Annotated in this window: 25 protein-coding genes and 1 pseudogene; 4 read left to right on the top strand and 22 right to left on the bottom strand. The window is 44.4% G+C overall.

Annotation, left to right across the window (positions count from 1 at the left end; translation table 11 throughout):
• Positions 1-393 precede the first annotated feature (393 nt).
• The 13 genes and pseudogenes from AB4114_RS31495 to AB4114_RS31435 form a co-directional block, all read right to left on the bottom strand.
• Positions 394-1,413, bottom strand: coding sequence for a LacI family DNA-binding transcriptional regulator (locus AB4114_RS31495; RefSeq protein WP_441991956.1), 1,020 nt, complete (start codon positions 1,411-1,413; stop codon positions 394-396).
• A 117-nt stretch (positions 1,414-1,530) separates the two neighbouring features.
• Positions 1,531-1,848 carry a MocE family 2Fe-2S type ferredoxin gene (locus AB4114_RS31490; protein ID WP_441991955.1) on the bottom strand — a complete coding sequence of 106 codons (318 nt, stop codon included), beginning with the start codon at positions 1,846-1,848 and terminating at the stop codon, positions 1,531-1,533.
• Positions 1,845-2,948, bottom strand: coding sequence for a fatty acid desaturase family protein (locus tag AB4114_RS31485; RefSeq protein ID WP_441991954.1), 1,104 nt, complete (start codon positions 2,946-2,948; stop codon positions 1,845-1,847). The genes AB4114_RS31490 and AB4114_RS31485 overlap by 4 nt, the downstream gene beginning before the upstream one ends.
• 271 nt (positions 2,949-3,219) lie before the next feature.
• Positions 3,220-3,945 carry a class I SAM-dependent methyltransferase gene (locus AB4114_RS31480; protein WP_441991957.1) on the bottom strand — a complete coding sequence of 242 codons (726 nt, stop codon included), beginning with the start codon at positions 3,943-3,945 and terminating at the stop codon, positions 3,220-3,222.
• Between the two features lie 57 nt (positions 3,946-4,002).
• Positions 4,003-4,467: pseudogene (locus AB4114_RS31475) on the bottom strand (GNAT family N-acetyltransferase); the annotation flags it as partial.
• A 92-nt stretch (positions 4,468-4,559) separates the two neighbouring features.
• A complete protein-coding gene (locus tag AB4114_RS31470; RefSeq protein WP_441991953.1) occupies positions 4,560-5,141 on the bottom strand; it encodes a histidine phosphatase family protein in 582 nt (193 codons plus the stop codon).
• 6 nt (positions 5,142-5,147) lie between these two features.
• Positions 5,148-5,543, bottom strand: a complete 396-nt coding sequence (locus tag AB4114_RS31465; RefSeq protein ID WP_441991952.1) for a zinc ribbon domain-containing protein — start codon at positions 5,541-5,543, stop codon at positions 5,148-5,150.
• Positions 5,544-5,930: 387 nt separating this feature from the next.
• Positions 5,931-6,914 (bottom strand): Gfo/Idh/MocA family protein, encoded by a 984-nt coding sequence (locus AB4114_RS31460; protein WP_441991951.1) that lies wholly within the window; start codon positions 6,912-6,914, stop codon positions 5,931-5,933.
• A gap of 38 nt (positions 6,915-6,952) precedes the next feature.
• Positions 6,953-7,861 (bottom strand): Gfo/Idh/MocA family protein, encoded by a 909-nt coding sequence (locus tag AB4114_RS31455; RefSeq protein WP_441991950.1) that lies wholly within the window; start codon positions 7,859-7,861, stop codon positions 6,953-6,955.
• Between the two features lie 224 nt (positions 7,862-8,085).
• On the bottom strand, positions 8,086-8,868 hold the full coding sequence (locus AB4114_RS31450; RefSeq protein ID WP_441991949.1) for an alpha/beta fold hydrolase: 783 nt from the start codon (positions 8,866-8,868) through the stop codon (positions 8,086-8,088).
• Positions 8,869-8,958: 90 nt separating this feature from the next.
• Entirely contained in the window at positions 8,959-9,135 is a 177-nt protein-coding gene (locus AB4114_RS31445) for a hypothetical protein (RefSeq protein WP_164483576.1), read from the bottom strand.
• A gap of 133 nt (positions 9,136-9,268) precedes the next feature.
• Positions 9,269-10,174 carry an S-layer homology domain-containing protein gene (locus tag AB4114_RS31440; protein WP_441991948.1) on the bottom strand — a complete coding sequence of 302 codons (906 nt, stop codon included), beginning with the start codon at positions 10,172-10,174 and terminating at the stop codon, positions 9,269-9,271.
• 102 nt (positions 10,175-10,276) lie between these two features.
• Entirely contained in the window at positions 10,277-11,830 is a 1,554-nt protein-coding gene (locus tag AB4114_RS31435; RefSeq protein ID WP_441991947.1) for an SAM-dependent methyltransferase, read from the bottom strand.
• Between the two features lie 93 nt (positions 11,831-11,923).
• Between AB4114_RS31435 and AB4114_RS31430 the strand changes: the two genes are divergently transcribed.
• The gene (locus AB4114_RS31430) at positions 11,924-12,802 is read left to right on the top strand and encodes an alpha/beta fold hydrolase (RefSeq protein ID WP_441991946.1); all 879 of its coding nucleotides are present in this window, start codon (positions 11,924-11,926) and stop codon (positions 12,800-12,802) included.
• Positions 12,803-12,812: 10 nt separating this feature from the next.
• Here AB4114_RS31430 and AB4114_RS31425 read toward each other — a convergent pair whose 3' ends face one another.
• The 6 genes from AB4114_RS31425 to AB4114_RS31400 all read right to left on the bottom strand — a co-directional run bounded on the left by AB4114_RS31425 (position 12,813) and on the right by AB4114_RS31400 (position 17,959).
• On the bottom strand, positions 12,813-14,186 hold the full coding sequence (locus tag AB4114_RS31425) for a PDZ domain-containing protein (protein ID WP_441991945.1): 1,374 nt from the start codon (positions 14,184-14,186) through the stop codon (positions 12,813-12,815).
• A 30-nt stretch (positions 14,187-14,216) separates the two neighbouring features.
• A complete protein-coding gene (gene hisA / locus AB4114_RS31420) occupies positions 14,217-14,978 on the bottom strand; it encodes a phosphoribosylformimino-5-aminoimidazole carboxamide ribotide isomerase (protein ID WP_441991944.1) in 762 nt (253 codons plus the stop codon).
• Between the two features lie 651 nt (positions 14,979-15,629).
• Entirely contained in the window at positions 15,630-16,109 is a 480-nt protein-coding gene (locus AB4114_RS31415) for a hypothetical protein (protein WP_441991943.1), read from the bottom strand.
• 15 nt (positions 16,110-16,124) lie between these two features.
• The gene (locus AB4114_RS31410) at positions 16,125-16,433 is read right to left on the bottom strand and encodes a hypothetical protein (protein ID WP_056621264.1); all 309 of its coding nucleotides are present in this window, start codon (positions 16,431-16,433) and stop codon (positions 16,125-16,127) included.
• A 228-nt stretch (positions 16,434-16,661) separates the two neighbouring features.
• Positions 16,662-16,853 (bottom strand): hypothetical protein, encoded by a 192-nt coding sequence (locus AB4114_RS31405; RefSeq protein WP_441991942.1) that lies wholly within the window; start codon positions 16,851-16,853, stop codon positions 16,662-16,664.
• Between the two features lie 56 nt (positions 16,854-16,909).
• Positions 16,910-17,959 (bottom strand): YheC/YheD family endospore coat-associated protein, encoded by a 1,050-nt coding sequence (locus tag AB4114_RS31400; RefSeq protein ID WP_441991941.1) that lies wholly within the window; start codon positions 17,957-17,959, stop codon positions 16,910-16,912.
• A gap of 178 nt (positions 17,960-18,137) precedes the next feature.
• Here AB4114_RS31400 and AB4114_RS31395 point away from each other — a divergent pair, with 178 nt between their 5' ends.
• Both AB4114_RS31395 and AB4114_RS31390 read left to right on the top strand, forming a co-directional pair.
• Positions 18,138-18,500: a hypothetical protein gene (locus AB4114_RS31395; RefSeq protein ID WP_441991940.1), complete on the top strand. Its 363-nt coding sequence runs from the start codon at positions 18,138-18,140 to the stop codon at positions 18,498-18,500.
• A 39-nt stretch (positions 18,501-18,539) separates the two neighbouring features.
• The gene (locus AB4114_RS31390) at positions 18,540-19,439 is read left to right on the top strand and encodes a YitT family protein (protein ID WP_441991939.1); all 900 of its coding nucleotides are present in this window, start codon (positions 18,540-18,542) and stop codon (positions 19,437-19,439) included.
• 466 nt (positions 19,440-19,905) lie between these two features.
• Here AB4114_RS31390 and AB4114_RS31385 read toward each other — a convergent pair whose 3' ends face one another.
• A complete protein-coding gene (locus AB4114_RS31385) occupies positions 19,906-20,940 on the bottom strand; it encodes a Gfo/Idh/MocA family protein (RefSeq protein WP_441991938.1) in 1,035 nt (344 codons plus the stop codon).
• A 147-nt stretch (positions 20,941-21,087) separates the two neighbouring features.
• Positions 21,088-21,351, bottom strand: coding sequence for an HPr family phosphocarrier protein (locus AB4114_RS31380; protein WP_441991937.1), 264 nt, complete (start codon positions 21,349-21,351; stop codon positions 21,088-21,090).
• Between the two features lie 211 nt (positions 21,352-21,562).
• Here AB4114_RS31380 and AB4114_RS31375 point away from each other — a divergent pair, with 211 nt between their 5' ends.
• Positions 21,563-22,453 carry a cation diffusion facilitator family transporter gene (locus tag AB4114_RS31375; protein ID WP_441991936.1) on the top strand — a complete coding sequence of 297 codons (891 nt, stop codon included), beginning with the start codon at positions 21,563-21,565 and terminating at the stop codon, positions 22,451-22,453.
• A 5-nt stretch (positions 22,454-22,458) separates the two neighbouring features.
• On the opposite strand, the gene thrS is transcribed toward AB4114_RS31375, so the two are convergent.
• Positions 22,459-24,372 carry a threonine--tRNA ligase gene (gene thrS, locus AB4114_RS31370; protein WP_441991935.1) on the bottom strand — a complete coding sequence of 638 codons (1,914 nt, stop codon included), beginning with the start codon at positions 24,370-24,372 and terminating at the stop codon, positions 22,459-22,461.
• Positions 24,373-24,731: the final 359 nt, after the last annotated feature.

The following is a 24,731-nucleotide window of genomic DNA, read 5'->3' as shown; positions in this document are numbered from 1 at the left end:
TTGTTTAAATTCATCATTGTACCTTTGCCGTTGTTCACCCATTGTGAACACCTCCTCGTTATGTCTATTATCTTAAATCTGTTAACGAGGTGTCCACTTTTTATTCTAGCTGCAGTTTTCATCACTATAGGCCTTTAAATCAAGCTTAAGCTGGTTTTCTTGCTTCTTTAGTGATGTTTTTCATCACTAAAGGCGCTGATATCAGACTGGGGTTGATTTTCTTGCTTCTTTTGTGATGTTTTTCATCACTAAAGGCCCTGAAATCAGACTGGGGTTGGTTTTCTTGCTGCTGTAGTGATGTTTTTCATCACTACAGCAACTCCACCCATGCTGCCGTGGATAATTTCACCCTGCAAATGATGATGAGGCTGCTCAGCACACTTTCAGATCTAGTTAGAGACTCTCCGCGATCATAATACTCGTATCGGTATACTGAAATTCGTGGTCAGGCTTCTTGCCACTGAATATGAGATCGTACAATATTCGCAGGGAGCGATAGCCTTGCTGAATCGGATTTTGCATAATGGTAAAATCAATAACACCCTCTCTCAGTCCTTGCTCAACTTCAGGCATCAAATCATTGCATACGATGCGGAGCTTACCACCCTTCCCTGCCAATTTCACCGCATCGATACATGCCCCTGCATCACCTGTTGCCATATAAATGCCATCCAAATCAGGATACATCTTCAGTGACTCATTCAGCTTGCGAAATGTATCTTCGTAGCGATCATATCCTTCAATGACATCAACAATCTCGATCTCACTCTGGATTAATTTCTCTTTAAAATACTGAACTCGCATGCGATGCGCATGGAATTTCATATTGGCTACAATGACTAAAACCTTGGCTTTGCCTGTGAACATTCGGGTCATCAATCCTGCCGCGATTTCACCGCTTTTCCCCAGATCCTGACCCACAAAACAGCTCCGCTTCGAGTTCTCGACGTCAGAATTAAACGTAACCACTGGAATGCCTTGTTCAATCGCCTTATCTATGCTTGCTCGGTTAACTTCATCATCAATAGCTGAGAATAGAATGCCGCTTGCACCATTCGCAATCAGTGACTGAATGGCTCTCGCACCCTCATCTGGCAGCTGATTATTGATATGCACATACTCTAAACAAATACCTAGACCCTTCAGCTCCTCTTCTGCAGCATGAATCCCTTTGCGAATGTCATCAAAGAACGAAATTTCTTTCGGAGGCATCACGATACCTATTTGAATCGGTTTTCTATTGTAAGCAAGTGCCTTCGCAGCCACATTGGGCACATACTGAAGCTCATCTGCAATCGCAAGTATACGTTCTCTAATTTCAGGCTTTACGCCTGATCTTCCATTCAGTACACGATCAACGGTACCTCTGGAAACACCAGCTTGCTGGGCAATCTCTCTAATTGTAACGCTCATAGGGTTCTCCATTCACAAGGGATTGTGCACGGGCACGTAACAAGTATGATAGAAATGAAGCTCGATATCAAGTCCGTGGCAATCGAACCTTATGTTTTCTCGTTCCCGCTGTTCCCGCTATACCAATTGCATAAACACCTTACCTGCTTCAACCTTTGTCGCATAGGTTTTGAGCTTGATACACACGGGAACTCGCTTCGCCTCTCCTGTGGTGATATCGAATCGGCCGTTATGCTTCGGACATTCTATGAGGTTCCCCATCACAAGTCCCTTGGATAGATGAATTTTCTCATGTGTGCAATACCCGTCTGAAGCGAAAAATTGCCCCTGTGCGTTCCGATAAACAGCGAACGTTGCTTCGCCGTGGTCAAATCGAATGACATCCTCATCTTCTAATTCACTAGCTGCACAGACCTCTATCCATTCGTCCATCATACTTGTTGTCTCCTTTGATTAACTTGTTCCTCTTCACGGCTACCGCCAAAATAATAAGGTTGAGCAGTTACGGGTAACGGCTTTACGACCACATAAGAAGGTTCATTTTTTTGCAACCTTAGTGCTGTAATGACCTCTTTCAATGCTACCCATAAGCTTGTGCATGGGGCTGGGCAGTCAGCCAACATCTCTTGATGTAATCTAGGTAATGCATGGTACGGCACCATGGGAAACATATGATGTTCGGTATGATAGTTCATGTTCCAGTACAGAAATCGAAAGATCGGATTCATATGAATCGTACGTGTATTCAATCGGTGATCCAGTACATCTTCATAAAGTCCAAGGTGCTGTGTCATGCCAAAAAGGAGTACAAACAGATTGCCATAGAAGGATGGCAAGAAGATAAACATCGCGGGAAGCAGGCTCCCCGTGTATATACATGCCACCACAACAGCAAGGATGATCAGCATGTAGATGCGCGCCTCGCGAAATACTTTCGGAAACTCAGAAGCTGGAATATAATCTTTCTCCTGTGTTTCCAATCGTCCAATCGTGTGTAGGACAAATCGCTTGATCTCGATCGGACCGCCATATAAATGAAATATTTGCATCAGGATGATTTTCCAAATCGGTGGTCTCTCCGTCAAAATTTCAGGGTCCTTGCCGACAATAATGGTGTCGGTATGATGCCGTGCGTGGCTCCAACGCCAAGGTGTAGCCGAACGCAATACGAAGAATGAGGCGATCTGATATACCACATCGTTCATCCATGGCGTTTTAAAAGCAGTACCATGCCCGCACTCATGCCATCTCGAGTCACCTGGAGATGCATAGAGCACACCATAGATGAAAAAAGCCGGAACAGCCCACCAAGTCCCCCATGATAAATACGCTAGATAGCCGAATATCAGCAATGCGCCAAACCAGATGATGGTGTCCCGAATCGCAGGTCCATCCTTGCGTTTCATTAATTCTTTCATCTTTGCGCGAGGAATGGGGCTAGCATACCATTCAGCACTAGCTAAACCTCGTTCTTGCGCTCTAATGCTTTCCTGACCGGTAATACTGTAATCTCTTTTCTGAACAACAATGGCCACATGAACGCCTCCTTATATGGCTAGAACTAATTCGAATCTCACCTTTCGTGCTCGAGCACGATAATGTCCAAAAAATAAAGCCACCTTGGCTTGATACGATTTGCCTTTGCTAAACTTACAATTCCGTGCTCGGGCACAACTCAATTCTAAAACATCCTTCTCTACTTTTCAAGTAGCAAAAAAGCCATGAATAGGGTATACCCCTCTCATGACTCTGCTTCGATCTTTATTACATCGAACACTTCATGTGGCACTACAGTTCAGAATAAATTTAAGATTCGCTATGCGTATTTTTTCTTACTACATAAGTAAGACAATCTGTCTTCAGTAGGATCTGTTTGCCATTGCGCTCTATGTTAAATGTCAACTTCTTTAATGTCGTTAATAATATGTCCCAACCTACATATTGTTTGTTCAAAATCTCTTGTAAGTGTTCTGTCGTGAGATTTAGTTCGATAAGAGGTGTTAATTCTTCCCCAGTTAATGTATCAATCTCTTGTAGATTCGAATTAATAATCAAACAATTAACCCCATTAACTTTCGTCCCCATAGCTATTTGATCCAGAACTCGTTCGAAGGCTTGCTCAGAGTCAACATGCTCCAGCGAAGATACGGCGACGATATAATCAAAAGTATCCGGTGCAATTTCATATTCTCCAATGTCGGAGAGATGCGTTTCGATTTGAGCTCGAACACCAAATTGTTCACTGTATGCCAACAATTTCATAAGCGCGGATGGCAGGAGGTCCACACAGACCACTTTACCTCCTTTGTGTTTCAACGCTTCTGCTATAGGTATACTATTTCGGCCAACTCCACTACCTAAATCCAAAACAGTTACATCTTCATAAGCGTCAAAATAGGATAAAGCATCCATAACCGTTTTCACGGGTTTTGACAACCATGAGCCTTCTTCAAATAACTTATAGTTCTCATAACACGCATCATGATATTTTCTTTCTTCTTCCCGTATCTTTGAAATTCGTGAGTACTCCATCAACCAGCAATCTCGCAGCTCTCCCTCGTGCATCTCCCGTGCAGGCAATTCCTTCACTTTAGTAAATCCACATCGTTCATAGCATCTTATAGCTCGAAGATTCCACTGCTGCGGGTCCATGACAACGCGATCTGCTTTAAGGACATTCATCAAATAATCCACCATCGACATTACTAGCAGTTTCCCAATCCCTTGATCCCAATAGGCCGTTTCACCTATGAATTGATCCGTGCCATAGATTTTATCCGTGGATTCCGAATAGCCATACGCGAGACGTTCTTCTTCCTCTATCTCATAAAACTGAATATAGCCGATCGGCCGATCCTCATATTCGATAAGGCATCTGACAGCTGAATCTTCCTCCGTATAAAAGTGGGCATCCACCAAATCCCCATCGTGGGGGCGATCGCGACCTCCATAATAGGTTAATACCAAGGGGTTATTGAGCCAGGAAACTAACAGGTTCTTATCTCTGAGTTCAAGTTCTCGAATCGTTAACAAATCTGTTTGGTAAACTATCATAGGAATCTCCTTTCAATTGCTGCGCCCCTGTTGAAGTACTGTCCCATTCCCGAAAGCTTGTCCATCCTCAAGGATTAGTCAGGTGGAAAAACTTACTCAAACCCATCTAAATGCGCAATACAATTGTATTGTAAGCATTCCCAACGGCTCTCCGTGTGACGAATTTTCGTCACGGACGTGTTATGTAAATGTTCCTCAATGTCTTCATGTGGGATCAAATCCATAAGAGTCAGACTAAGTAAGGCTCCATGACTAACAATTAACACCTTCTGATTCGGATGTCTCTCGATCACTTCTTGGATGAAACTCACACCGCGAGCCGCAATTTGTTGATGCGTTTCGACCCCTAAATCCAATTGGGACCAGTCTTTTCCCCATTTTGCCACACGTTCCTCAAGCGTTGTTCCTTCAATCTGACCGCAATACATTTCTCTTAATCGCTCATCTGTGTTCACTTCCATTTGCTTCACATTTCCAATACATGCCGCTGTTTCTTTAGCTCGACCCAAATCACTCGCATAGATGTAATCCCAATGCTCATCCTTCATTCGCTGAGATAATAATTCGGCTTGTTTGCGACCAAGTTCATTGAGCGGAACATCTGTTTGTCCCTGTATGCGCCGTTCCGTATTCCAATCTGTTAACCCGTGTCGTATGAGTCCAATCACCGTCATTCACTTTCAACCTCCAAATAATACATCTAGTATCGTGCCTAATGAGCCCGCTTTCTTACTATGTAACACATTCGGATCATACATTTCTACGTATCCACAGTGCAAACATGAGACAGCTAAGAAATGATGATGCTGAATATCGAACATTTTACTTAAGCCTGTTCCCGTCATCGCTATTTCTTTTATGTGACATTCCCTATGATTACATTTGAAGCACTTGTATTGGTGAGAGATTCGTTCTTCCAGACTCAGTTCGTCGATCTCTTCATATTCGGTTAGCTCTTCTACATCATTTTCTTCTCCATTTGGATTCAAATGGTTCGTGAGCACCTCCTGCTTGCAAGCAGGACAAACATCCTCAACCAACTGTACGTGTTCATGACACCAAGGACATTCCACCATAGTAAGTCTCCTTTCAGGAACATCTTTTACTATTCCATACATGGCAACAAATCCCTGCTTAATTTCCGAAATGGCATTATTCCTTCTAGCAACATCAGCGTCCTCGTACAATTAACATTAACATGAAAATGTACAGTTAATTCTGCCGTTTTCCAACCTTTTTCCCAATTAACTGTAAAATATGACGCTAATTCAGCTGTTTTGATTCATAGTGAGTCTGATGGGAGAAATTAACTGGAGGAAATACAGCTATTGCTCACAAACTGCCGATTTACGCGAAATTAGCTACAGATATTCCATCTATTTCAAAAGCGTGCCTTGTTTCCCATTCTATGCCGAAAAGACAAAAAATAGCTGGAAGTTTTCCCGCTATTTCTCAATGTGTGCCTATAGAAATTGTTCCACGCCCGACTCGGCAGCTCGGTAAACAGCTTCCAGCGCATCTATGACTCCTCGCGCATATTCGGGTGGACAACTCGTTTCACTTTTCGCCTCAATCGCGTTCAATAGATCCTTATACTGCAGCTCAAATGGCGTATCCATCGGTGGCACATCGACCTGTTCATAGGCACCGCCACGACTGATCCATAAACTTACGCCAGTAACCAGCTTCAGCATTCCTAACGTACCAATGATCTCTGTTTCATTCCGAGTAGCCCCTGGATAACCAGACTGAGCAATTGATGCGGGCAGCCCTGAAGCTAGCTCCATATAGATGATGCCGCTTCCCTCTACATTTCCTCGTTTGCCATGATGGCTCACTGCGGCGCTCACTTTACGGACTGAACTGTCCATCAACCATTGAATCTTATCGATAGAGTGCGTGCCTAGATTGGCAAGTATGCCACCGCCTGATTTATCTTTTTCCAGAAACCACTGCGGCCTTGTGTCTTGGAAGTAATTCAAATGCCTGACATCATTGATCATGACAATCTCACCTAGCTCGCCACTTTCAATGATCCGCTTCGCATGAATATTCTCCGCCATATAATGCTGTGTATGCCCAACTAAGATGCGTATATCCGCTTTATTAGCGGCTTCCATAATATCATCACATTCAGCAACGTTCAAGGCCATTGGCTTCTCCAGCATCAAATGACACCCATGCTCTGCAGCGAATATAGCTGTTTCTCTATGTAGAAAATGTGGCAACGCAATGACCACAACATCCGGTCGTTCTTGCCGAATCAGCTCTTGATAATCACGATAGGCCGTAATACCATAGGTTTCAGCAATAGCTTGGGCTCTCTCCAGTTGAATATCCGCAACAGCACAAGCTACAAACCCGTCTGTACGACGAATTGCATCAAAATGTTGACGAGCAATAGCCCCCGCACCCAGGACAGCTACCTTTAATTCTGCTTTTTCCATCGTTGTAATCCTCTCCTTGGGTTTCTAAGCGATCACATCTATAAGTTCACGGTAAGTCCTGTTTCCCGACTCTCATTAGCCGCTTCCATAAAGCGAATGATTTGTAATGTTTCTTCCTCATCAATATCCGGAGTAGCACTCGCAAACATCGTCATAATTTTCTCCAAGAGACTCGCATAATAAGGCTTGGGATGTTTGTTTACATCGACAAATTGTGTATGTGATTCCCGATGTAGAAGTGCACCAAATTGCCCGTTGCCCTTTCGATTGCCGCGAATAGTACCAATAACGCCATTGTCCCATACCCCAGTTATCAGATCATGATCTTCTGTAGTAGCCGCAGTCACATGCAGGCAGCCCTTGCCAAGTGCTCTAAAAAGCATTTCAACCGTATGCACACCATACCAAAACAGCCCAGGCTGTGTCGCTTGTAATGCCAGAGGACCGTAGCAGTCCATCCCGATAATGTTACTACTAGTATCTGATGCTGCTAGAGCTATCGTCAATTCCTCAGCGTATCTTAACGAGGAGCAACTCGTAATAGGAATGTTATTTTCTTGCGCGATCTTGAAGATTTCACTAGCTTCGGCAGAAGATACGGTCATTGGTTTATCGATAAAAATAGGCCGGCGATAGGACGCTACACGGCGGAACTGCTCCAAATGAATTCGACCATCCACCGATGTCATCAGAATTCCATCGCAATTCGCTGCTACTTCTTCCGGTGAGTCCACAATTTCCACTCCTCGTTCGCGAAGCTGAGCAGTAAAACCTTCAATCCGGGAATAGCTCATCTCAAAATCCGGAGAACCTCCAGGATAAGCTATGGTGACCTTGCCGCCAGCAACATGAAAAGGATGATCCTTATCGTTTAACATTTGGGTAAACGTAGGTGCATGCGAGGAATCAATGCCAATGATACCAATTCGTAATGTAGACTGATTCATAAATGGAACAACCTCCATGACAGTTTAAATTGAATTTGTACTTTAATCTGTGGTCCGCTGGACCCAGAATGTCTTCACTCTCATCATAATGAACTTCCATATAAGAGACAAGTCTTTTAATCAACCATAAACCTGAATCACGTTAGGCATTCGCATTGAAATGAAATAAAATAAGCCCCCATTAAGGAAGCTATATCTCATATTCCATTGATGATCAGACAGCATCAACCTATAAATTGTGTAAGTGCATAATTAAAACGATCTCTTTCCTCCCAGAATGCGCCATGCCCACTGTAATGAAACGGGACAAGCTGCGAATTTGGAATTCGTTTATTTACCTCGACCGCTTGTTGGTAGGGAATCACTTTGTCATGTATTCCGTGAATAATTAAGGTAGGTACTTCAATTCGACCTAGATCTGCTGCCACATTTTCATCTCTCAGCAATCGAATGACAGCCGCGGTGGACCAACTGGCCGCTTGTAAGCCCATTTGAAAGAACCAATCCGAGAATCGTTCCGTGATATATTGAAAGAAGAACGAATCCGTTACATGTTGCAGCATGTTGGGACGATCGTTGGCATTCTCTTGCAAAAACTTTGCTGCCGTTTCATTCGTAAAACCCGTTGGTGCAGCCGCATCAATCAGTACAAGCTTCGCTACGCCTTGGCCGTGATATCTGGCCATATAACGGATCGCGATAGCGCCGCCTGTTGAATGTCCTGCAAGTGTAATACCTTCCAGCTGTAACGACTGAATCACGGCATGCAGGTCATCGGCAAGACGATCGTACGTATAACCGTCCATCGGTTTATCTGATTGTCCGAACCCACGCCAATCCATACCGATACAACGATACCCCAGTCCTGGCAGCACATTAAACTGATACTCGAATTGTGTATGTGACAAAGGCCACCCATGAATAAACAGGATGGTCTTCGTCCCTTTTGGATTGACATCTTCGATAAATAATTTCACACCATTTTCCACTTGAACATAGTATCCCACGTCTGACGCCTCCGTTATGGAAATCACTTCTGTCCAATACGATATTCAACTAGGCAAATATCGGTGTCAATGGGTTTAAACTAGCGAGCACTATTCCACTTTTTGATGGTTCGTATAAACACCAATGACAGATAACAAGGCAGCGACACCGTTGGCAATGGCATTCGCAGTCTCGTCCGTAATGATATTCATACCAAATGCATCCAAAATTAATTTGGCTGCACCTAACAAGCCTAATGCTAACGTGTAATAGTTGATTGTTTTCATATCTCTCACCACCCGTCTATTAGAAGATGCTATATCCTATGTGAGAGAGTACGAGCTTGCACAGTTCGAATACAGGGGGGTAAAAGCACAAAAAAATGCCACTACCCTCATCGGATAGCAGCATTGTAACCTATTATTTCAGTCCGCTAGCTTCGGCTTTTACTTCATACTTCGAAGATATATAAGTCTCCGCCTTTGCTTCCGTCATGACTTGTGCATACATCATATCAGGTTGTGGCTCCGTCAACGAATACTTCACGATCGCTTTACCATCAGACTCAAACTGGATGCTATCGATGCTAATGCCATAGCCAGGATTCGGCTTCATACCTCTGGAAAGGGTTACTTTGTTCACATCATCGTTCATTTTTTCAACCGATACCGTAACTTCTTCTACTTGTGGTGGTTTCTGCACATGCGCCTCTAGCACACGAATGGCATTATATAGCCAAGTCGCGGCTTCTCCTCTTGTTAGCTCACTTTTGGGATTGAATTTTCCATTTCCATCTAGAGCTGTAATTTTATAGAGCAGTAATCGTTGAATGGTGCCTTGATAATCCACGTTAAGTTGATCTTCATCTTTAATTGGTATAAACATTTTCACCAGTGGAAATTGACCCTTGGTTTCAAGCGCTTTAACCAATAGATTCCCGAATTGTTCGCGAGTAATCGTGGCATTCGGATTCACATCCTTCGGGATGTCCAAGTTGTGGTAATGCGCAATAATGAACGCATCTGCATACCAAGCATCATTCGGGATATTCGAAAAGCTATCGGATGCTAAAGGTTGCTTTATGAATCGCAAATGATCCAAGTTAAGGTCTAGACCTTTGACAATCATTTGGACGCTTTGTGCATAGCTGATTTTACCTTTTGGCACAAAATGCTCGTTATCAAAGCCACTAACAATACCTCGATCTTTCAGGGCTAGAACCGCAGTTGCTTGTCCCTCTTCTAAGTCTGAGAACGCGTAAGCGGAACCAAATGTCAAACTACTGCCCAGCAGAAGGGTTAAACTTAATGCTGCTATTTTTTTCATGCTAGTGCTCCTTTCATTTTCGGTTGGTATTTAACACCTTATCGGTTATGGATACTTTCCTAACGTCAGGAGCACGTAGATTGTTGCAGCTTATGCCATTTGTTAACTCAATGAAAGTAATAACTCCCGTAAGGCAATCGCTTCCTCATGCTCAGGGGATTGGGAAAGCGTACGATCTACATACCGCTTAGCCGCATCATCTTGGCCCAATTCGTAGTAGCACACCGCCATCTCATAAAGGACGGTCGCATCATTGGCGAGCTTTGGCTGTGTACGTTCGAAGTAAGGGATTGCGTCCTGATACATGTCCATTTGATACAAGAGAATCCCACAAGCGAGGGCAACATCCGTGTTACCATCCATTGGATAATAATGTGCCCACATGTGGTCAATTCCTTGCTGAAGCGCGATCCATTCATGGTCCTTACCATCTGGAATCAGGTCAATCAGCCGTTTCGTACAGGGCAGTAGAAACTGAGTATCGTAGCCGCTCAAGCGCCACAAGGCTAACAGCTGAGGCATTGTCTTCTGCTCCAACTGAGCGTCGAAGGCTTCCTTTAGATTGAAAAAATCATCAGGACCAAATCGCTCCACAAACCTATCATACGCTAATCTCGTAAGACCATACTCGTGAGGTTCAGAAAGATTGAGCATACAACCGATGTTTAAGTAGGTATAGGGATGCTTCGTGAATAGTGCTTTGGCCCCCTGAGCTTCGCACACATAGCTAATCGCATGATAATTTGCCGTTAATGAGATGCTTCCGTGATGGATAAGTTTCGGTGGCTCGTTAAATTCCCAGCTTTCTAAGCGATGATCTCCTTTATCAGCAGTGAGTAGCAAGAAACCTTCCTGAGATAAGGCTTTCAATCGGTGTAAACATGCCAAACTTACTTCAGGCAAAAGAATATGTGAATCTGAAATATGCTGACGATATACATCTAATAGTTCACGATAAGGGTAGGACTTGTCATCATACATGTGTTCCCGTTGATAATGATAGCTCCCAATGACCTCTTTCAACTGCTGGGAAACGCTCAGCTCATGTGCACTTTCTGGAAATTGCAATGATATCCGGCAATCATACACCTGTTTGTCTTCAATATAAATTAATTCCTGCGGCAAGCTGTCAAAAAAGTAATTCGCCAAAATGACTAACGGCTGCGCCAGATCACCAGATCTAATGCCTTCACCCGCATGCTGTAAATAAATCTCTTTATCCTGTACTGCGTCGAATTTGGCAAAGTCCAATACGCCTTGCTCCACAAATGGTGTTAAGCAAGTATGCTGCCGCCAGAACGCTATATTTTTCTCAGCCAAATCGCTCATCACATATCGAAACGGGGGCAGTGGTAGTCTAGCAGTTTGAGTAAGCTTCGTTAACTCTTGCAGCACATAAAAAGCAAATTGACCTGATCCCGCTCCAAGCTCAAGGATCATCACAGAGGCTGTCAGCTGTCCCATTCTAGCTCGATCCTGCAAGAATCCAAATATCATTTCCGCGTAAGAAATGGCCATTACCCGATTGCTTGTTATGTATTGCGGCACTTCTCCGCTCTGCCAAGCCTCAATTCCTTGTTCCTCATAATAAGCACGCTGCAGCTCCCAAATAGGTGCTTCACTAAATCTGTACATATTCTGCTCCATATGAGCCATTCACGGACCAACTTCCCTTCGATTTCAAATTCTTAGCGCACATTCCGCATCTGGGCATATAGTAAATCATCACTAGGCGAGAGGAAGACCACTATGACTTATTTGAACGAAAACTATCAGAATCCAGGCCCCTCATGGCCATACCCTTATCCATCCAATCCCATGCTTACGAACTGGCCCTATATGCCAACCCCTTGGATCCAAGAGGATGATTCCTCTTATCGTGCCAAAGAACAGCCACTTACCTTCGTGCTTGTTCATGGTTCCTGGGCGGATGCCAGCTTCTGGGCAGGCGTTGCGGCTGAGCTAAGTAAAAAAGGCCATACCGTCTTCGTCCCTGAATTTCCAGGACACGGTGCTGACCCAAATAAAAATGTGACCCATGGGATGATAAGCAAATCAGTCGCGGATTTCATCATCTCACATAAGTTGCATAACGTCGTCCTTGTTGGCCATAGTTTTGGAGGATCAGTGATCCAAAAAGTAGCGGAGCTAGTCCCCGATCGCTTGAAGCGACTCGTTTTTCTCAATGCTTTTGTCCTCAAAGATGGCGAAATGCTTGCTGATGAGTTGCCTCCCCAAGTCGTTGAAAAATTTAAGCAGCTAAACGCAAGCTCCAAAAACAATACGATTACGCTGCCTTTTGACTTTTTTAGAGAAGCCTTCACCAATCTGGCCAGTCTTAGCCAAGCCCAACAGATCTACAAAAAAGCTTTCCCCGAACCGGCAGGTCCTTTATTCGAGAAATTAGATCTGAAGAAATTTTATAGCCTTCCTATTCCCAAGAGCTACGTACACCTTATGGAAGATAATGTAATCCCGTTAGGCGACCCTAACTATGGTTGGCATCCCCACATGTCCAGCAGGCTCGGCCTTTTCCGATTCATACAACTCCATGGAGATCACATGACGACTGCGCATTATGAACCCAAGCTGGTAGCCAGCAAGCTATACGAAGCGGCTCGTGATTAACTCGAACGTATTAGGATGAACAAGCGGGTGCACCCGCTTTGGGATTAGCTTTTAACCAATTCAAAATATCGTCTAGCGTTCGCACGGGTACGATACGTAGATCACCAGCACCTTTTCTCGCATCTGCTTCATTAGATACAGGAACGAAGAATACATCCGCATTCGTACGGCTCACGGTATAAGCTTTCTGAACGAGCCCACCGACAGGGCCGACTGATCCGTCCGGTTCAATCGTCCCTGTCCCTGCAACATGATGACCATACGTCACACCACAAGGTGTTAGCTGGTCAATTAACGTTAAAGCCAGCATCGCCCCATGGGACGGTCCACCTTCATGCAACAAATAACTATGATAGGTGACAAGATCAGGTATATCGTATCGAAGTTCATTCGCAATCATAATTCCGATGGATGCACGAGCTGGATCATCTGTACTTGCACGCGTAGCAACTGTCAATTCGACTTTCGCTTTATTCCGTAACACAGTCAATCGAATCGATTCGCCTGGTTTAATCACCTTCATTTGCTCACTAAGCTCCTGAGTCATGGTGATTGGCTGACCATTCAGCGCTGTGATGACGTCGCTTGGCTGCAGCAACTCAGCGGCTTTCGTATTTTGCAAAACGGCCGTAATTCGAACGCCTTCCGAGAGAATGCCTTTGCCAATCCCCACTTTATGGAAAGCAATCGCACTACCCGCGGCATTCGCATCTTCTTTCATCGTACGAACTTCCTGATTATATTCGCCGAGCGACATCCCTAACGTTTCAATCTTCTCAAAGGTGTAATCTTTAAAAAGCTTCGCATACAACCAGTCCATTGGAAATGCTGGACGTTCGAAAATAAGAACACCCGAAATATCACCATGCTTGGAGCCGCCTTGGGCTTGCGCATACCGGTTCATGTTGAGTGTAATTCCTGGATATGTCACCAGATATTGGGTTGGCCATAGCATCACAAGCAAGAGAACGAGTGTCACACCTAAAACAATCATACTTTGGTGTAGCACCTTGCGTTTCTTCCTTTCGTGTAAGACGATATCCGTTGCGATTAGAAGGAGACTAAGGATCAACGCGGATGCTGAGAACTCCAGCTTTTTGGGAATGGCAACCACAATAACAACACTAAGTAAACATACGAAGGCAATGAAGCCGCGAAATACTTTCATCCTCCGTGTTTGCGACTGTGCAAGATGCAGGAGTGCAGCAACCATCCAGATCAACGGAACAATAGCAATCGCGTAAATCAACAAATCAATAAGATCTATCCAATAAAAGCGAGTCCCCCATCTTAATGGGTCTGGCAGCCAGACCAGCTCGCCAATCATAATTAACAGGAGGATTATACCAATTCCCCATACATACAGCTTGTGCCAAAGTGCCATCGCACACATCCTTTTTGTGAAAAACTAACGCTACACTGGGTTGCTTAACTGCTCCACAACTTCATCATACGAGAGTTTCCCACCGAAAATATCAAGGGCACTGCCTACCGTAATATCTAATTTCCCTTGGGAAAGCTGTCTGAATAATGCCAAATCTTCAAATGATCTAGCACCACCTGCATACGTAGTTGGAATCGTAACCCACGCCGCCAAAGAACTTACCAGACTTTGTTGGATGCCGCTCTGCTTCCCTTCTACATCAACCGCATGGATGAGAAACTCATCGCAATATTGCTCAAAGAATCGTATTGTCTCTTGATTCAGTTCCACATCACTTAACTGTTTCCATTGATTGGTTGCAACATACCATTTGCCATCTTTTTCTTTACAGCTAAGATCAATAACTAATTTCTCTTTCCCAATCGCTTCAACGATTCGCGTAAGATTATCCATATTCAGCTGTCCGTCGCGGAAAATATAAGACGTTACAATGACATGTGATGCCCCTTGCTCCAGATAAAAGCTTGCGTTCTCCGCATGTATGCCGCCGCCGATTTGCAGTCCCCCTGGATAGGCAGCAAGAGCTTTTATCGCCTCTTCCTTATTCCCATCTCCAAGCATAATCACATGCCCGCCGGTTAAACAATCTCTTTTGAACATATTCGCATAATAGGTGGAGTCATACGAAGACACAAAATTCTCAACAACAGCCTGTCCTTCGCCACCCAAAGTTTCACCGACAATTTGTTTCACTTTTCCATTATGTAGATCGATACATGGTCTAAATTTCATGACGTTATGTTTCCCCTTTGACATTCGTAGTCCTTGAACGATTTTCCATCCATTATACCATAAAATAGCTGCTTAAACTGGGTTCGAGTATTGATGAAAGCTGCCGTGTGGCAGCTTGTGGATTCAAGGCCTTGCGCACAATTTTTGTGCGCTAGCGTGCGGCGGCCCGCGGCTTCGATTGCCTTGTGCACAATTTTTGTGCGCTAGCGTGCGGTGGTCCACGGCTCCGCTGACCTTGCGCACAATTTTTTTGCACTAGCGTGCGGTGGTTCGCGGCTCCGCTGACCTAGCGCACAATTTTTGTGCGCTAGCGTGCGGTGGCCGCGGCATCACTTGCCTTGCGCACAATTTTTGTGCGCTAGCGTGCGGTGGCACGCGGCTTCGATTGCCTTGCGCACAATTTTTGTGCGCTAGTGTGCGGTGGTCCGCGGCTCCGCTGACCTAGCGCACAATTTTTGTGCGCTAGCGTGCGGTGACCCGCGGCTCCGCTTGACCTTGCGCACAATTTTTGTGCGCTAGCGTGCGGTGGCCCGCGGCTCCGCTTCCCCTGCGCACAATTTTTGTGCGCTAGTTTGCGTGCGGCAGCCCGCGGCACCATGGCCCACTCTAAATTACAAAAAAAAGCCCTCCAAGGAGGGCACTCATGCACGGTTACTTCTTATCGAAGCCTTCTTCTTCCAAATACTCTTGTACTTCTTCGTACGTCTCAAAGGCACAATCGAGGTTTTCTCCTGCGTAGATATACCATAAATCTTCCACGAAAGTTACACTCAATGTGTTGCCATCTTCATCCACCCAAATCTCTTCTTGAGGGACTTGAACTTCTTCGACCTTCGAAACCTTAGGACTACCGCCGCGAGTTAAAGACTGAATCGACTTCGCAATGATCTCACGAAGCTCGTCTTCACTATAATCCCGAATGTTAATTAAACCTTTGGAATCCACCGTACAACCTGGGATGTATTCGGCATACACGAATCCATTTCCATTTGGGTGAAGATGATAAAGAACTGTAGTCTTCTCATAGTCACTTTCTAGATAATGAAAATTAATTCGTCCCAGTGAAACATCCTTACGCGCAAGTTCCGGGAAGGATGTTGCTATTGCTAACTTTTCGTCTAAACTAAGCATACAAGCCCCCGTAACTTAATCAATCACTTGAATTTTAAACACGTTCTCAAGCTTGCCGTCCGCTCTCTTCTTCAGAGGCACTTTAATATCTCTCCCGAGCTCTTTGAAAAAAGTCTCAACATCACATTGTACATTCGAAAGAACAACTTTAAATGAACCATCTTGGACGATATTCTGATTTGCTTCAGCAGGCACCGTAATATCAACTGCGTACTTCTTCGTTAACGTGTTAATATAACGACTAAAAATTTCAATGAGCTCCTCATTATTGAAATTTTCAATTACCACTTTGCCCTTGTTTGTAAAATTTAAATGAACGTTCACCTTTAAATGTCCCCTTTTCCTGTACACCCTGTATTTGCTTGTGGGTAAAAGCCTACATCGAACGAATAATGCTTCACTTCTATTTTACTTGTTTATAGGGGTATGAAGCAACACCAAAGCCAAATTCATTTTCTGTACACAAAAAGAAGCAGGTATTTCCCTGCCTCTACGGGTATTGCTTCTATACTAATTATGCCACATTTACCTAATTTCTACGCACAAATGGCTCTAGGCTTTTTTCGGAATTCGCCTAATTCGCGTCTGAAGACGATTAATCGAGATGATTCGAAATTCCCCAAACGTTAAGATACGTTGACGAACAGCTTCGGGAAAGGTTGGATGATACACTTCCAAATGGTCGTCAAGCTCGTTATACCATGGTAATAAATTCATTTTAATGACAAGAACACGCTCACTCACATCCCCACTCCACCTTTTCCACGCAGGTTTACTAAATGATTTGCGTCTTATTGGACTCATTTGCTCAATAAAAATTTGGCATAAAGCATCGGTGTTTCATAAGTACGATAAAAAGTCTTGTTCAAATTCAAATGCTTATATTGATATCGCTGGTCTCGGCCATTCACTTCGATTAACCATATCGCACCTTGATGATCAATTCCGATATCCATTCCCACATCCGAGATCGATGGAATTTGTGTACTCAAGCTTTCTGCGATTAGAAGCGCTGCTTCTTCAACTTGTTTTCTTTTTACCACAGGGTCATAGCCGTTGCTTAGGAACAATTTTTCACAACGAACAGCCTCTCCGCCCTTTGCCAAATTCGTGACATGGCGGCCAACAGCGGCGACCTTCCCAGCAATCCCCGTAACACCCCATAGTCCTTTATCACCACGTTGTACCGATACCCTTAAGTCATAAGGGCGTCCTTCATACATAGAAAGTGGAATCGCTTTTTGAATCAAATAGCGTTGGCTATTAACTTTCCCATCTATAAATTCAATTGTTTGCTGTTGGGCAAGTTGCCTTGGTGATTGATTACTCCACCAGACTTGCCATACGCCATCTGGCATCGCAGCAACCTTTATTATCCCTTTCCCAACAGAACTATTGGTAGGCTTTACAAAAAAAGAGTCCTCTCGGTTCATCGCTTTTACCAGATTTTCATGTGAATACTTCACGGTATGAGGAAGAAATGCAGAGCTATTCGCACTCGCACGCAACAATCGATGTATATGAAGCTTATCATGTCTATTTAGACCATTAAAAACTTGGCTTATCTTGGCTATGACTTTTAATTTCTTAAGCGAAGTTGGGGAAAGCGTCATCGCTCGATTGTGAATTACCTTTGGGATCGGCAACCGTTTCAATGTGTAATTGTTATTCTCAAAACACAAGCCCAGCGCTGACTTTGTATTTATATGCTTTAAGCACATGTAGAAAGGCGTCATTCCAAGCTCAACGGCCGCTTGATTATAGTAGTCGATATGCTCATATCCAGTTTGATTCCGAAGGATGCCGAGATAGGTTTTACGATCTAGGAGTATGCCGATCACATTACTCACAATTACACCTCTCCTGCTTGGGTTCATCCTACTATTGTATGCAGAATTGGCATAAATGGTCCAAATTCAACGAAGCAAATCGTGACAACAGGTTTATCACACTCGGAGTTTGACTCAATGGAAATGAAGTGCTACAATTCAAGCAAATTTGGATTCATATTGTCTGGAGGGGATGTATGTGAACCCTTTAACACGCAGATGCTGTTGGACAATCATGGTCTGGCTGATTCTCGGACTTTTCGTCTTCCCATTAACACCCCCAATTTCCAATCATGCTGCAGCCGATACCGATGTTCTCATTTCAGCCAGTACCACTCAGGTCTTGACTAGTCAACAGCAACCGCCTTCTAAGGAAATCATTCATGTCTACGAAAATAAAATTCATTTGCATGACCAGTTTCACAAGCACTATGAAATGACCGTTTTTGTTGTATTCATCGTTTTTTTAACAAATTTAATATGGAAAAAACTGAAAGTTATCCTACTTGCTTTCCTCAAATTCACCTCACGTTATGCGGGCCTCATTCCTTCTTACTCATAAGTAACGAAATTGAATGATTGAGGAAAAGAGGAAACTTTCATGGCTAATTCACAAGCTCAAGCTCAAGCACATGCACACGCACAACATCAAAAATTGACACGATTGAAATTTGCACGCAGAATCCTTTTTATGATTATTGGTGCCGCGCTCGTATCCATTGGATTAGAAACTTTCTTAGTTCCAAATCATATTATTGATGGTGGTATTGTAGGGATTTCCATTATTGCATCTCATTTATCTGGCTTCCCACTCGGTATATTTCTAGTTCTGCTCAACCTGCCTTTCGTCTTACTCGGGTATAAGCAAATTGGCAAAACTTTTGCTATATCAACAACCTTCTCGGTTATTGTCATGTCGATTGGCACATCTTTACTTCACCCTGTTAAAGCCATCACCATGGATCCTTTGTTAGCTGCTGTATTCGGCGGGATTATCCTTGGGATTGGCGTCGGGCTCGTTATTCGATCAGGAGGATCGCTAGACGGCACGGAAATTGTAGCTATTTTATTTAGTAAAAAGAGTGCCTTCTCGGTAGGCGAAATTGTCATGTTCTTCAATTTGTTCATTCTTGCCAGCGCAGGCTTTGTCTTCGGTTGGGATCATGCGATGTATTCTCTGATTGCCTATTTTATTGCTTATAAAATGATTGATATCACGATTGAAGGTCTTGACCAATCCAAATCTGTTTGGATTATCAGCGATGAATATGTGAAAATTGGGGATTCCATTACAAATCGACTAGGTCGGGGAGTCACGTACCTCAATGGCGAAGGCGCTTTTACAGGTGATGATAAAAAGGTCATCTTCAGCGTCATTACACGTCTCGAAGAAGCGAAACTCAAATCCATTGTCGACGACTTGGATCCCAAAGCCTTCCTAGCCATCGGGAATATCCATGATGTTAAGGGTGGACGCTTTAAGAAGAAAGATATTCATTAATCGGGGATTCGCTGCTAATCGTGCTTAGCGTTGGCGAATAACATCTAAACAGAGTGTAAAATTTAGAGCGTAAAATCAGAGCGTAAACCTTTGAGCGCCACTTCCAGATGCCCGTCATAGCGAATAACTGGATTTCATACAGCTAATTTCACGCATATCTTGCAAAACAACAAATAACTGGATTTCATGTAGCTAATTAGCCTCGATTTCTTCAAAAACGTCGAAATTAGCATAATTAGCTGTAGGAAATCCATCTAAAGTGTTTTTTCGGCTGGATGGAGTGAAATTAGCTGTATTTTTTCCATTTGTTAGGTTGAAGGGTGAAATGGAAATTGAAGTAGCCCCACTCGAATGGCATCAACAGGAAAATGATCTACTTTGACTAACCTGCTACACACAGAAAAGCCAACAATCCCACACTTGGTGTGAATTGTTGGCTTTTTATCATGCTTCGCAGTTACGCTGCTCAGCTCCAATACGAGCGCAGGTCGACCTTCTGGCCCAGCTTCGCGCTGTCCAGCGCGCCCAATACCATCGCCATGCTCTTGATATTGTCGCGGCAATCGGTCTCCGCGCGGCGGCCTTCGGCCAGCGCCGCGAACATCTCGTCCAAGCAGCCGGCATGGCCGCTGCGGCCAGACCAGTTCACGTCCGCGTCCACGCGCGTGAACTCACGAAGAAACTTGCCGTCTTGCGTGCCGGCAGCCACAACCTCCGCGTACGGCGCACCCGCTCCGTCCCACAGAGCGGTGCCCTGCTCGCCCGTCACGCGCCATTCCGCCTCCCAGGAGGTCGGCGCACCTTCCGCGCACCAGGAGCCGCGGTAGCAGAACACAGAGCCGTCTGACATCTCGTAGATGCAGATCGCGGAGGCATTCCCGGCATACCAGGAGCCGGGCGGGTTCCATTCTTGGCAGTACACCGAAACGGGGTCTGCCCCTGTAAGAAAACGAGCCTGATCGAACGTATGGATCGCCATATCTAGAATGAGCGGACTTTCCATCGCATCGCGAAAGCCCCCAAAATGCGGCCCCAGAAAGAAGTCCGCACCAACATAACCTACACGACCAATCGTACCGGATTGGATCATCTCGCGAAAGGCGCGAATATTCGCGTCATACCGCCGATTTTGCATAACAGCCAACGACTTTCCTGCTTCATCTGTTATCTGGATAAGCTCCCTAGCCTCGTCCATCGTAGCTGCCATCGGTTTCTCCCCGAGCACATCACACCCATTGCGAAGCGCGGTGCTTGCAACTTGGAAGTGACTCGCTGGGATCGTAATATCCAATACCAGATTGGCCTCATTGTCACGAATAGCTGCTTCAACATCCATATACACACCACAAGTTAGCTCATGACGCTCCGCCATCGCTTGCGCGAACTCCGTTTTAATATCAACAAGCGCCACAATTTCGCACTCATGTCTTTGTTTCATATTTTCAACCCATACATTGGCCATACCGCCACACCCAACAATAACCACGCGATAGCTACTCATCGATAAATGACCTCCAACAGCTTTTTCTAGCGTGTCTCCACACCGCTTATATCTGCTATTCTACCTCTTTTATCGTGTCAACGCGCTATCCAATCTTGTCACAAAACAATGCAATTCTGCACTCTGAAAGCGCATACGAACAAGCAGTTAACAAAAGATCTGAAATAAATCAAAAATAAAATGCATGGCCTCTTCCTCATCTTTTCCTCTCGTGAGCAAACGCAGTGTCGTGCCTGCCTTGATGGGGACTAAAAGCATACCTAATACACTTTTCACATCAACTTTATGGTGCTTATCATCAAACTGAAAGTCGAGCGTGACATCTGAAATAAAATGAGATGATTTCACAGAAATACCAGATAAATCGCTTCGTTCTAAATCTTTTGTAATCTTAAATTCATGTACGCGCATGCCACTCGACTTCCTTTCCAAGACATTTGGAGGTTTGTGATTTCTCATTATGTGTGGTATTATACAAAGATATTTGTGAAAAGTGAAGTGTTGAATATGCCATTTATTGATAGTTTACTAGATTTATTTAAAAATATCAGCCCAATCCCCCGACCTTAGGTCGAGGGATTTTTTTTCCTTCGGGAAACACTTCTGCAGGAGGTCATCATTCATGCACGTCGACAACAAGTCATCGGTTTGGGCCATTTGGCTCTCCCTCATCAGTAACATTTTATTAACGATTATCAAAATTATTATCGGTCTTATCTTTAACAGTGAAGTACTTATGGCAGACGGCGTCCATAACGCAGGAGACATTATTGCAACCATTGCCGCACTAAGTGCGATGCGGATTTCCAAGCTCCCAGCGGATGAAGATCATCCCTATGGACACGGTAAAGCTGAAGTACTGGGATCAGGCTTTGTTGCTTTCATCCTTGTAACAGCTGCACTTTATATCGGATACCACGCAGTTGCGGCTTTATTCCATGAACCGAGTGCCCCAAGTCTAATCGCCTTAATCGCTTCAGCAGTTTCTGTGATATGGAAATATCTTCTTTATGTATACACCATGCGGATCGGACGTAGTACGAACAGCAAAAGCTTAATTGCGACAGCCCATGATCATATTGCCGATGTCTATGCCTCACTAGCAGCTGTTGTAGGTATTGGCTTAGCTTTCATTGGTAAAGCCTATGACATTCACTGGTTAGCCTATGGTGATGCTGCGGCAGGCGTTATTGTATCTCTCCTAGTTTTGAAACTAGGCATCGAAATGGCCAAAGAATCCTTTGATATTCTCATGGAAAAAACCGTCGATCAACACATGCTTTCGCAATATACGGCGTTGATCGAAGCGGTTCCTGGTGTGAAACGTATTGATCGTGTTCGTGCGAGAGAGCACGGACATTATATTCTAGTAGACGCTCGAATTTCAGTACCTGGCGAACTGACCATCCAACAAGGGCATGACATTTCACGTGCCATCAAGAAATCCATTATGGATCAGCATAGTGACGTAGATGAAGTTCTGATCCATTTGAATCCTTGGTACGAAAACTAATCGCGTTACTGCTTCGCCGTAATTTCTGACTTGATTTGCTCCTTAATCTCCGGCAGCGATCTTATTCCAAGATCACCCTCTCCCCGTTTTCTGATGGAGACACTGCCGGAGATTTGTTCTTTTTCACCTAGGATGAACATGTACATGACTTTGTCTAGCTGGGCTTCACGAATTTTATATCCTAATTTCTCAGCCCGCGCATCCACTTCCACCCGTACGCCTGCCTCTTCAAGCGATTTCTTCACTTGGAAGGCATAATCCACGTAGTGATCTGAAACTGGCAGCAATTTCACTTGAACAGGTGCCAGCCACAACGGGAAAGCTCCAGCATAATGCTCCGTTAAGATCCCGATAAAGCGGTCAATTGAACCATATACGGCTCGATGAATGACGACTGGCCGATGTTTGAGACTATCATCCCCGATATACGTTAAATCGAATTTTTCCGGCATTTGGAAATCCAATTGGATCGTTCCGCATTGCCAGCTCCGCTTCAAAGCATCGAGGATGTGAAAATCGATTTTGGGCCCATAGAAAGCGCCATCCCCCTCATTAATGCGGTACGCGATCCCTCTTTTATCCAAAACATGCTGCAACGATTTCTCCGCTTGATCCCAGAGCTCACTTGAACCCATATAATCATCTGGTCTAGTCGAAAGCTCAATCCGATATTCGAAACCAAACACGTGATAGACATGTGAGATCAGCTCAATGACTCGGCCGATTTCATCCTCTATTTGTTCTGGCAGAACGAATAGATGGGCATCGTCCTGACAAAAAGTACGTACACGCATCATTCCATTCAGCGCTCCCGAATACTCATGACGATGAACTTGACCAAATTCTGCAAGGCGAATCGGTAATTCCCTGTAGGAGTGTAGACTATTTTTATAAATCAACATGTGACCTGGGCAATTCATCGGTTTCAGCGCAAACTTTGTCTCGTCAACATTCGTAAAGTACATATTGTCTTTATAATGATCCCAATGCCCCGATTCCTCCCACATGCGATTATTCATCATCAGAGGTGTACGCACTTCATCATATTCTCTAAGACGCTGCAGCTCTCGAGCGAAATTCTCAAGTTCGTTGCGCAGAATCATCCCCTTCGGCAAATAAAAAGGCATGCCCGGCGCTTCTTCCGAGAACATAAAGAGTTCAAGCTCTTTTCCGAGCTTACGATGGTCACGTTTCTTCGCTTCTTCGAGCCTATGAAGATGGTCATCGAGCTGCGCTTTCTTCAGAAATGCTGTGCCATAAATCCGTTGCAACATAGGGTTCTTCGCATCACCACGCCAATACGCCCCTGCTACATGGAGCAGTTTAAAAGCCTTAATCCGTCCAGTTGAAGGGAGATGAGGACCTCGACATAGGTCGAAGAATTCCCCTTGGTCATAGATCGAAATCAACACGTCTGCTGGCAGATCTCGGATAAGCTCAAGTTTATAGGACTCTTTTAACTTTGCAAAAATGTCCAATGCTTCCTCTCGGCCGACGACTCGTCTAGTAACCGGAATGTTCTCCTGAATGATTTGACTCATCACGTCTTCAATCGCTCTTAGATCATCACTTGATAATGGTTTCTCAATATCGATATCATAGTAGAAACCATCCTGAATGACAGGTCCAATACCCAGCTTAATGGCCTGATCGCCATAGATGCGTTTAAGTGCTTGTGCGAGTACATGTGCTGTGGTATGACGATAAACCTCTAACCCCTGCTCACTTTCCAAAGTGACGATTTCGATGTGGCTATCCGCTTCAATTTGTTGCTGTAAATCGACCAATTGGCCGTTCATTTTGCCCGCGATGGCTTGCTTTCTCAGCCCCACACTAATCGAATCAGCAACTTGTTCAACCGTCGTGCCTTGTACGTACCTCCTACTAGTTCCATCTGGCAAAATTACTTCAATATCCATGCCTTCCTTCCTCCTTTTCCTTATTTTTGTGAACGCAAAAAAACGCATCTCTCCCAGAAAGGGACGAGTGCGTTCAGCTCGTGGTTCCACCCTAATTCGACTCCCATCGTGCAAGTCCTTATTAGTATCCGGTATCGAGGATAAATCGGTTTCACTTATTTCCCTGCGTTACTTCGCAGTAGGTTCAGCGTCACAGCTACAAAGGGGTAATTTTCAACCGGCAACAGGAGAAGATTTCAGCTAGTACTTCTCTCTCTGGGCAGTTCGTGATGAAAATCATGTCTTTGATCATAACTTCATATGTGATTATGGAACTCATAATACCTACTCAAGCAGGTCAACGTCAAGGGGCATCCGAG

Origin of the sequence: Paenibacillus sp. 2RAB27 (genome assembly GCF_052115445.1) — a bacterium.
GTDB lineage: Bacteria > Bacillota > Bacilli > Paenibacillales > NBRC-103111 > Paenibacillus_E.
This window is presented reverse-complemented; position numbering and strand designations above follow the sequence as displayed.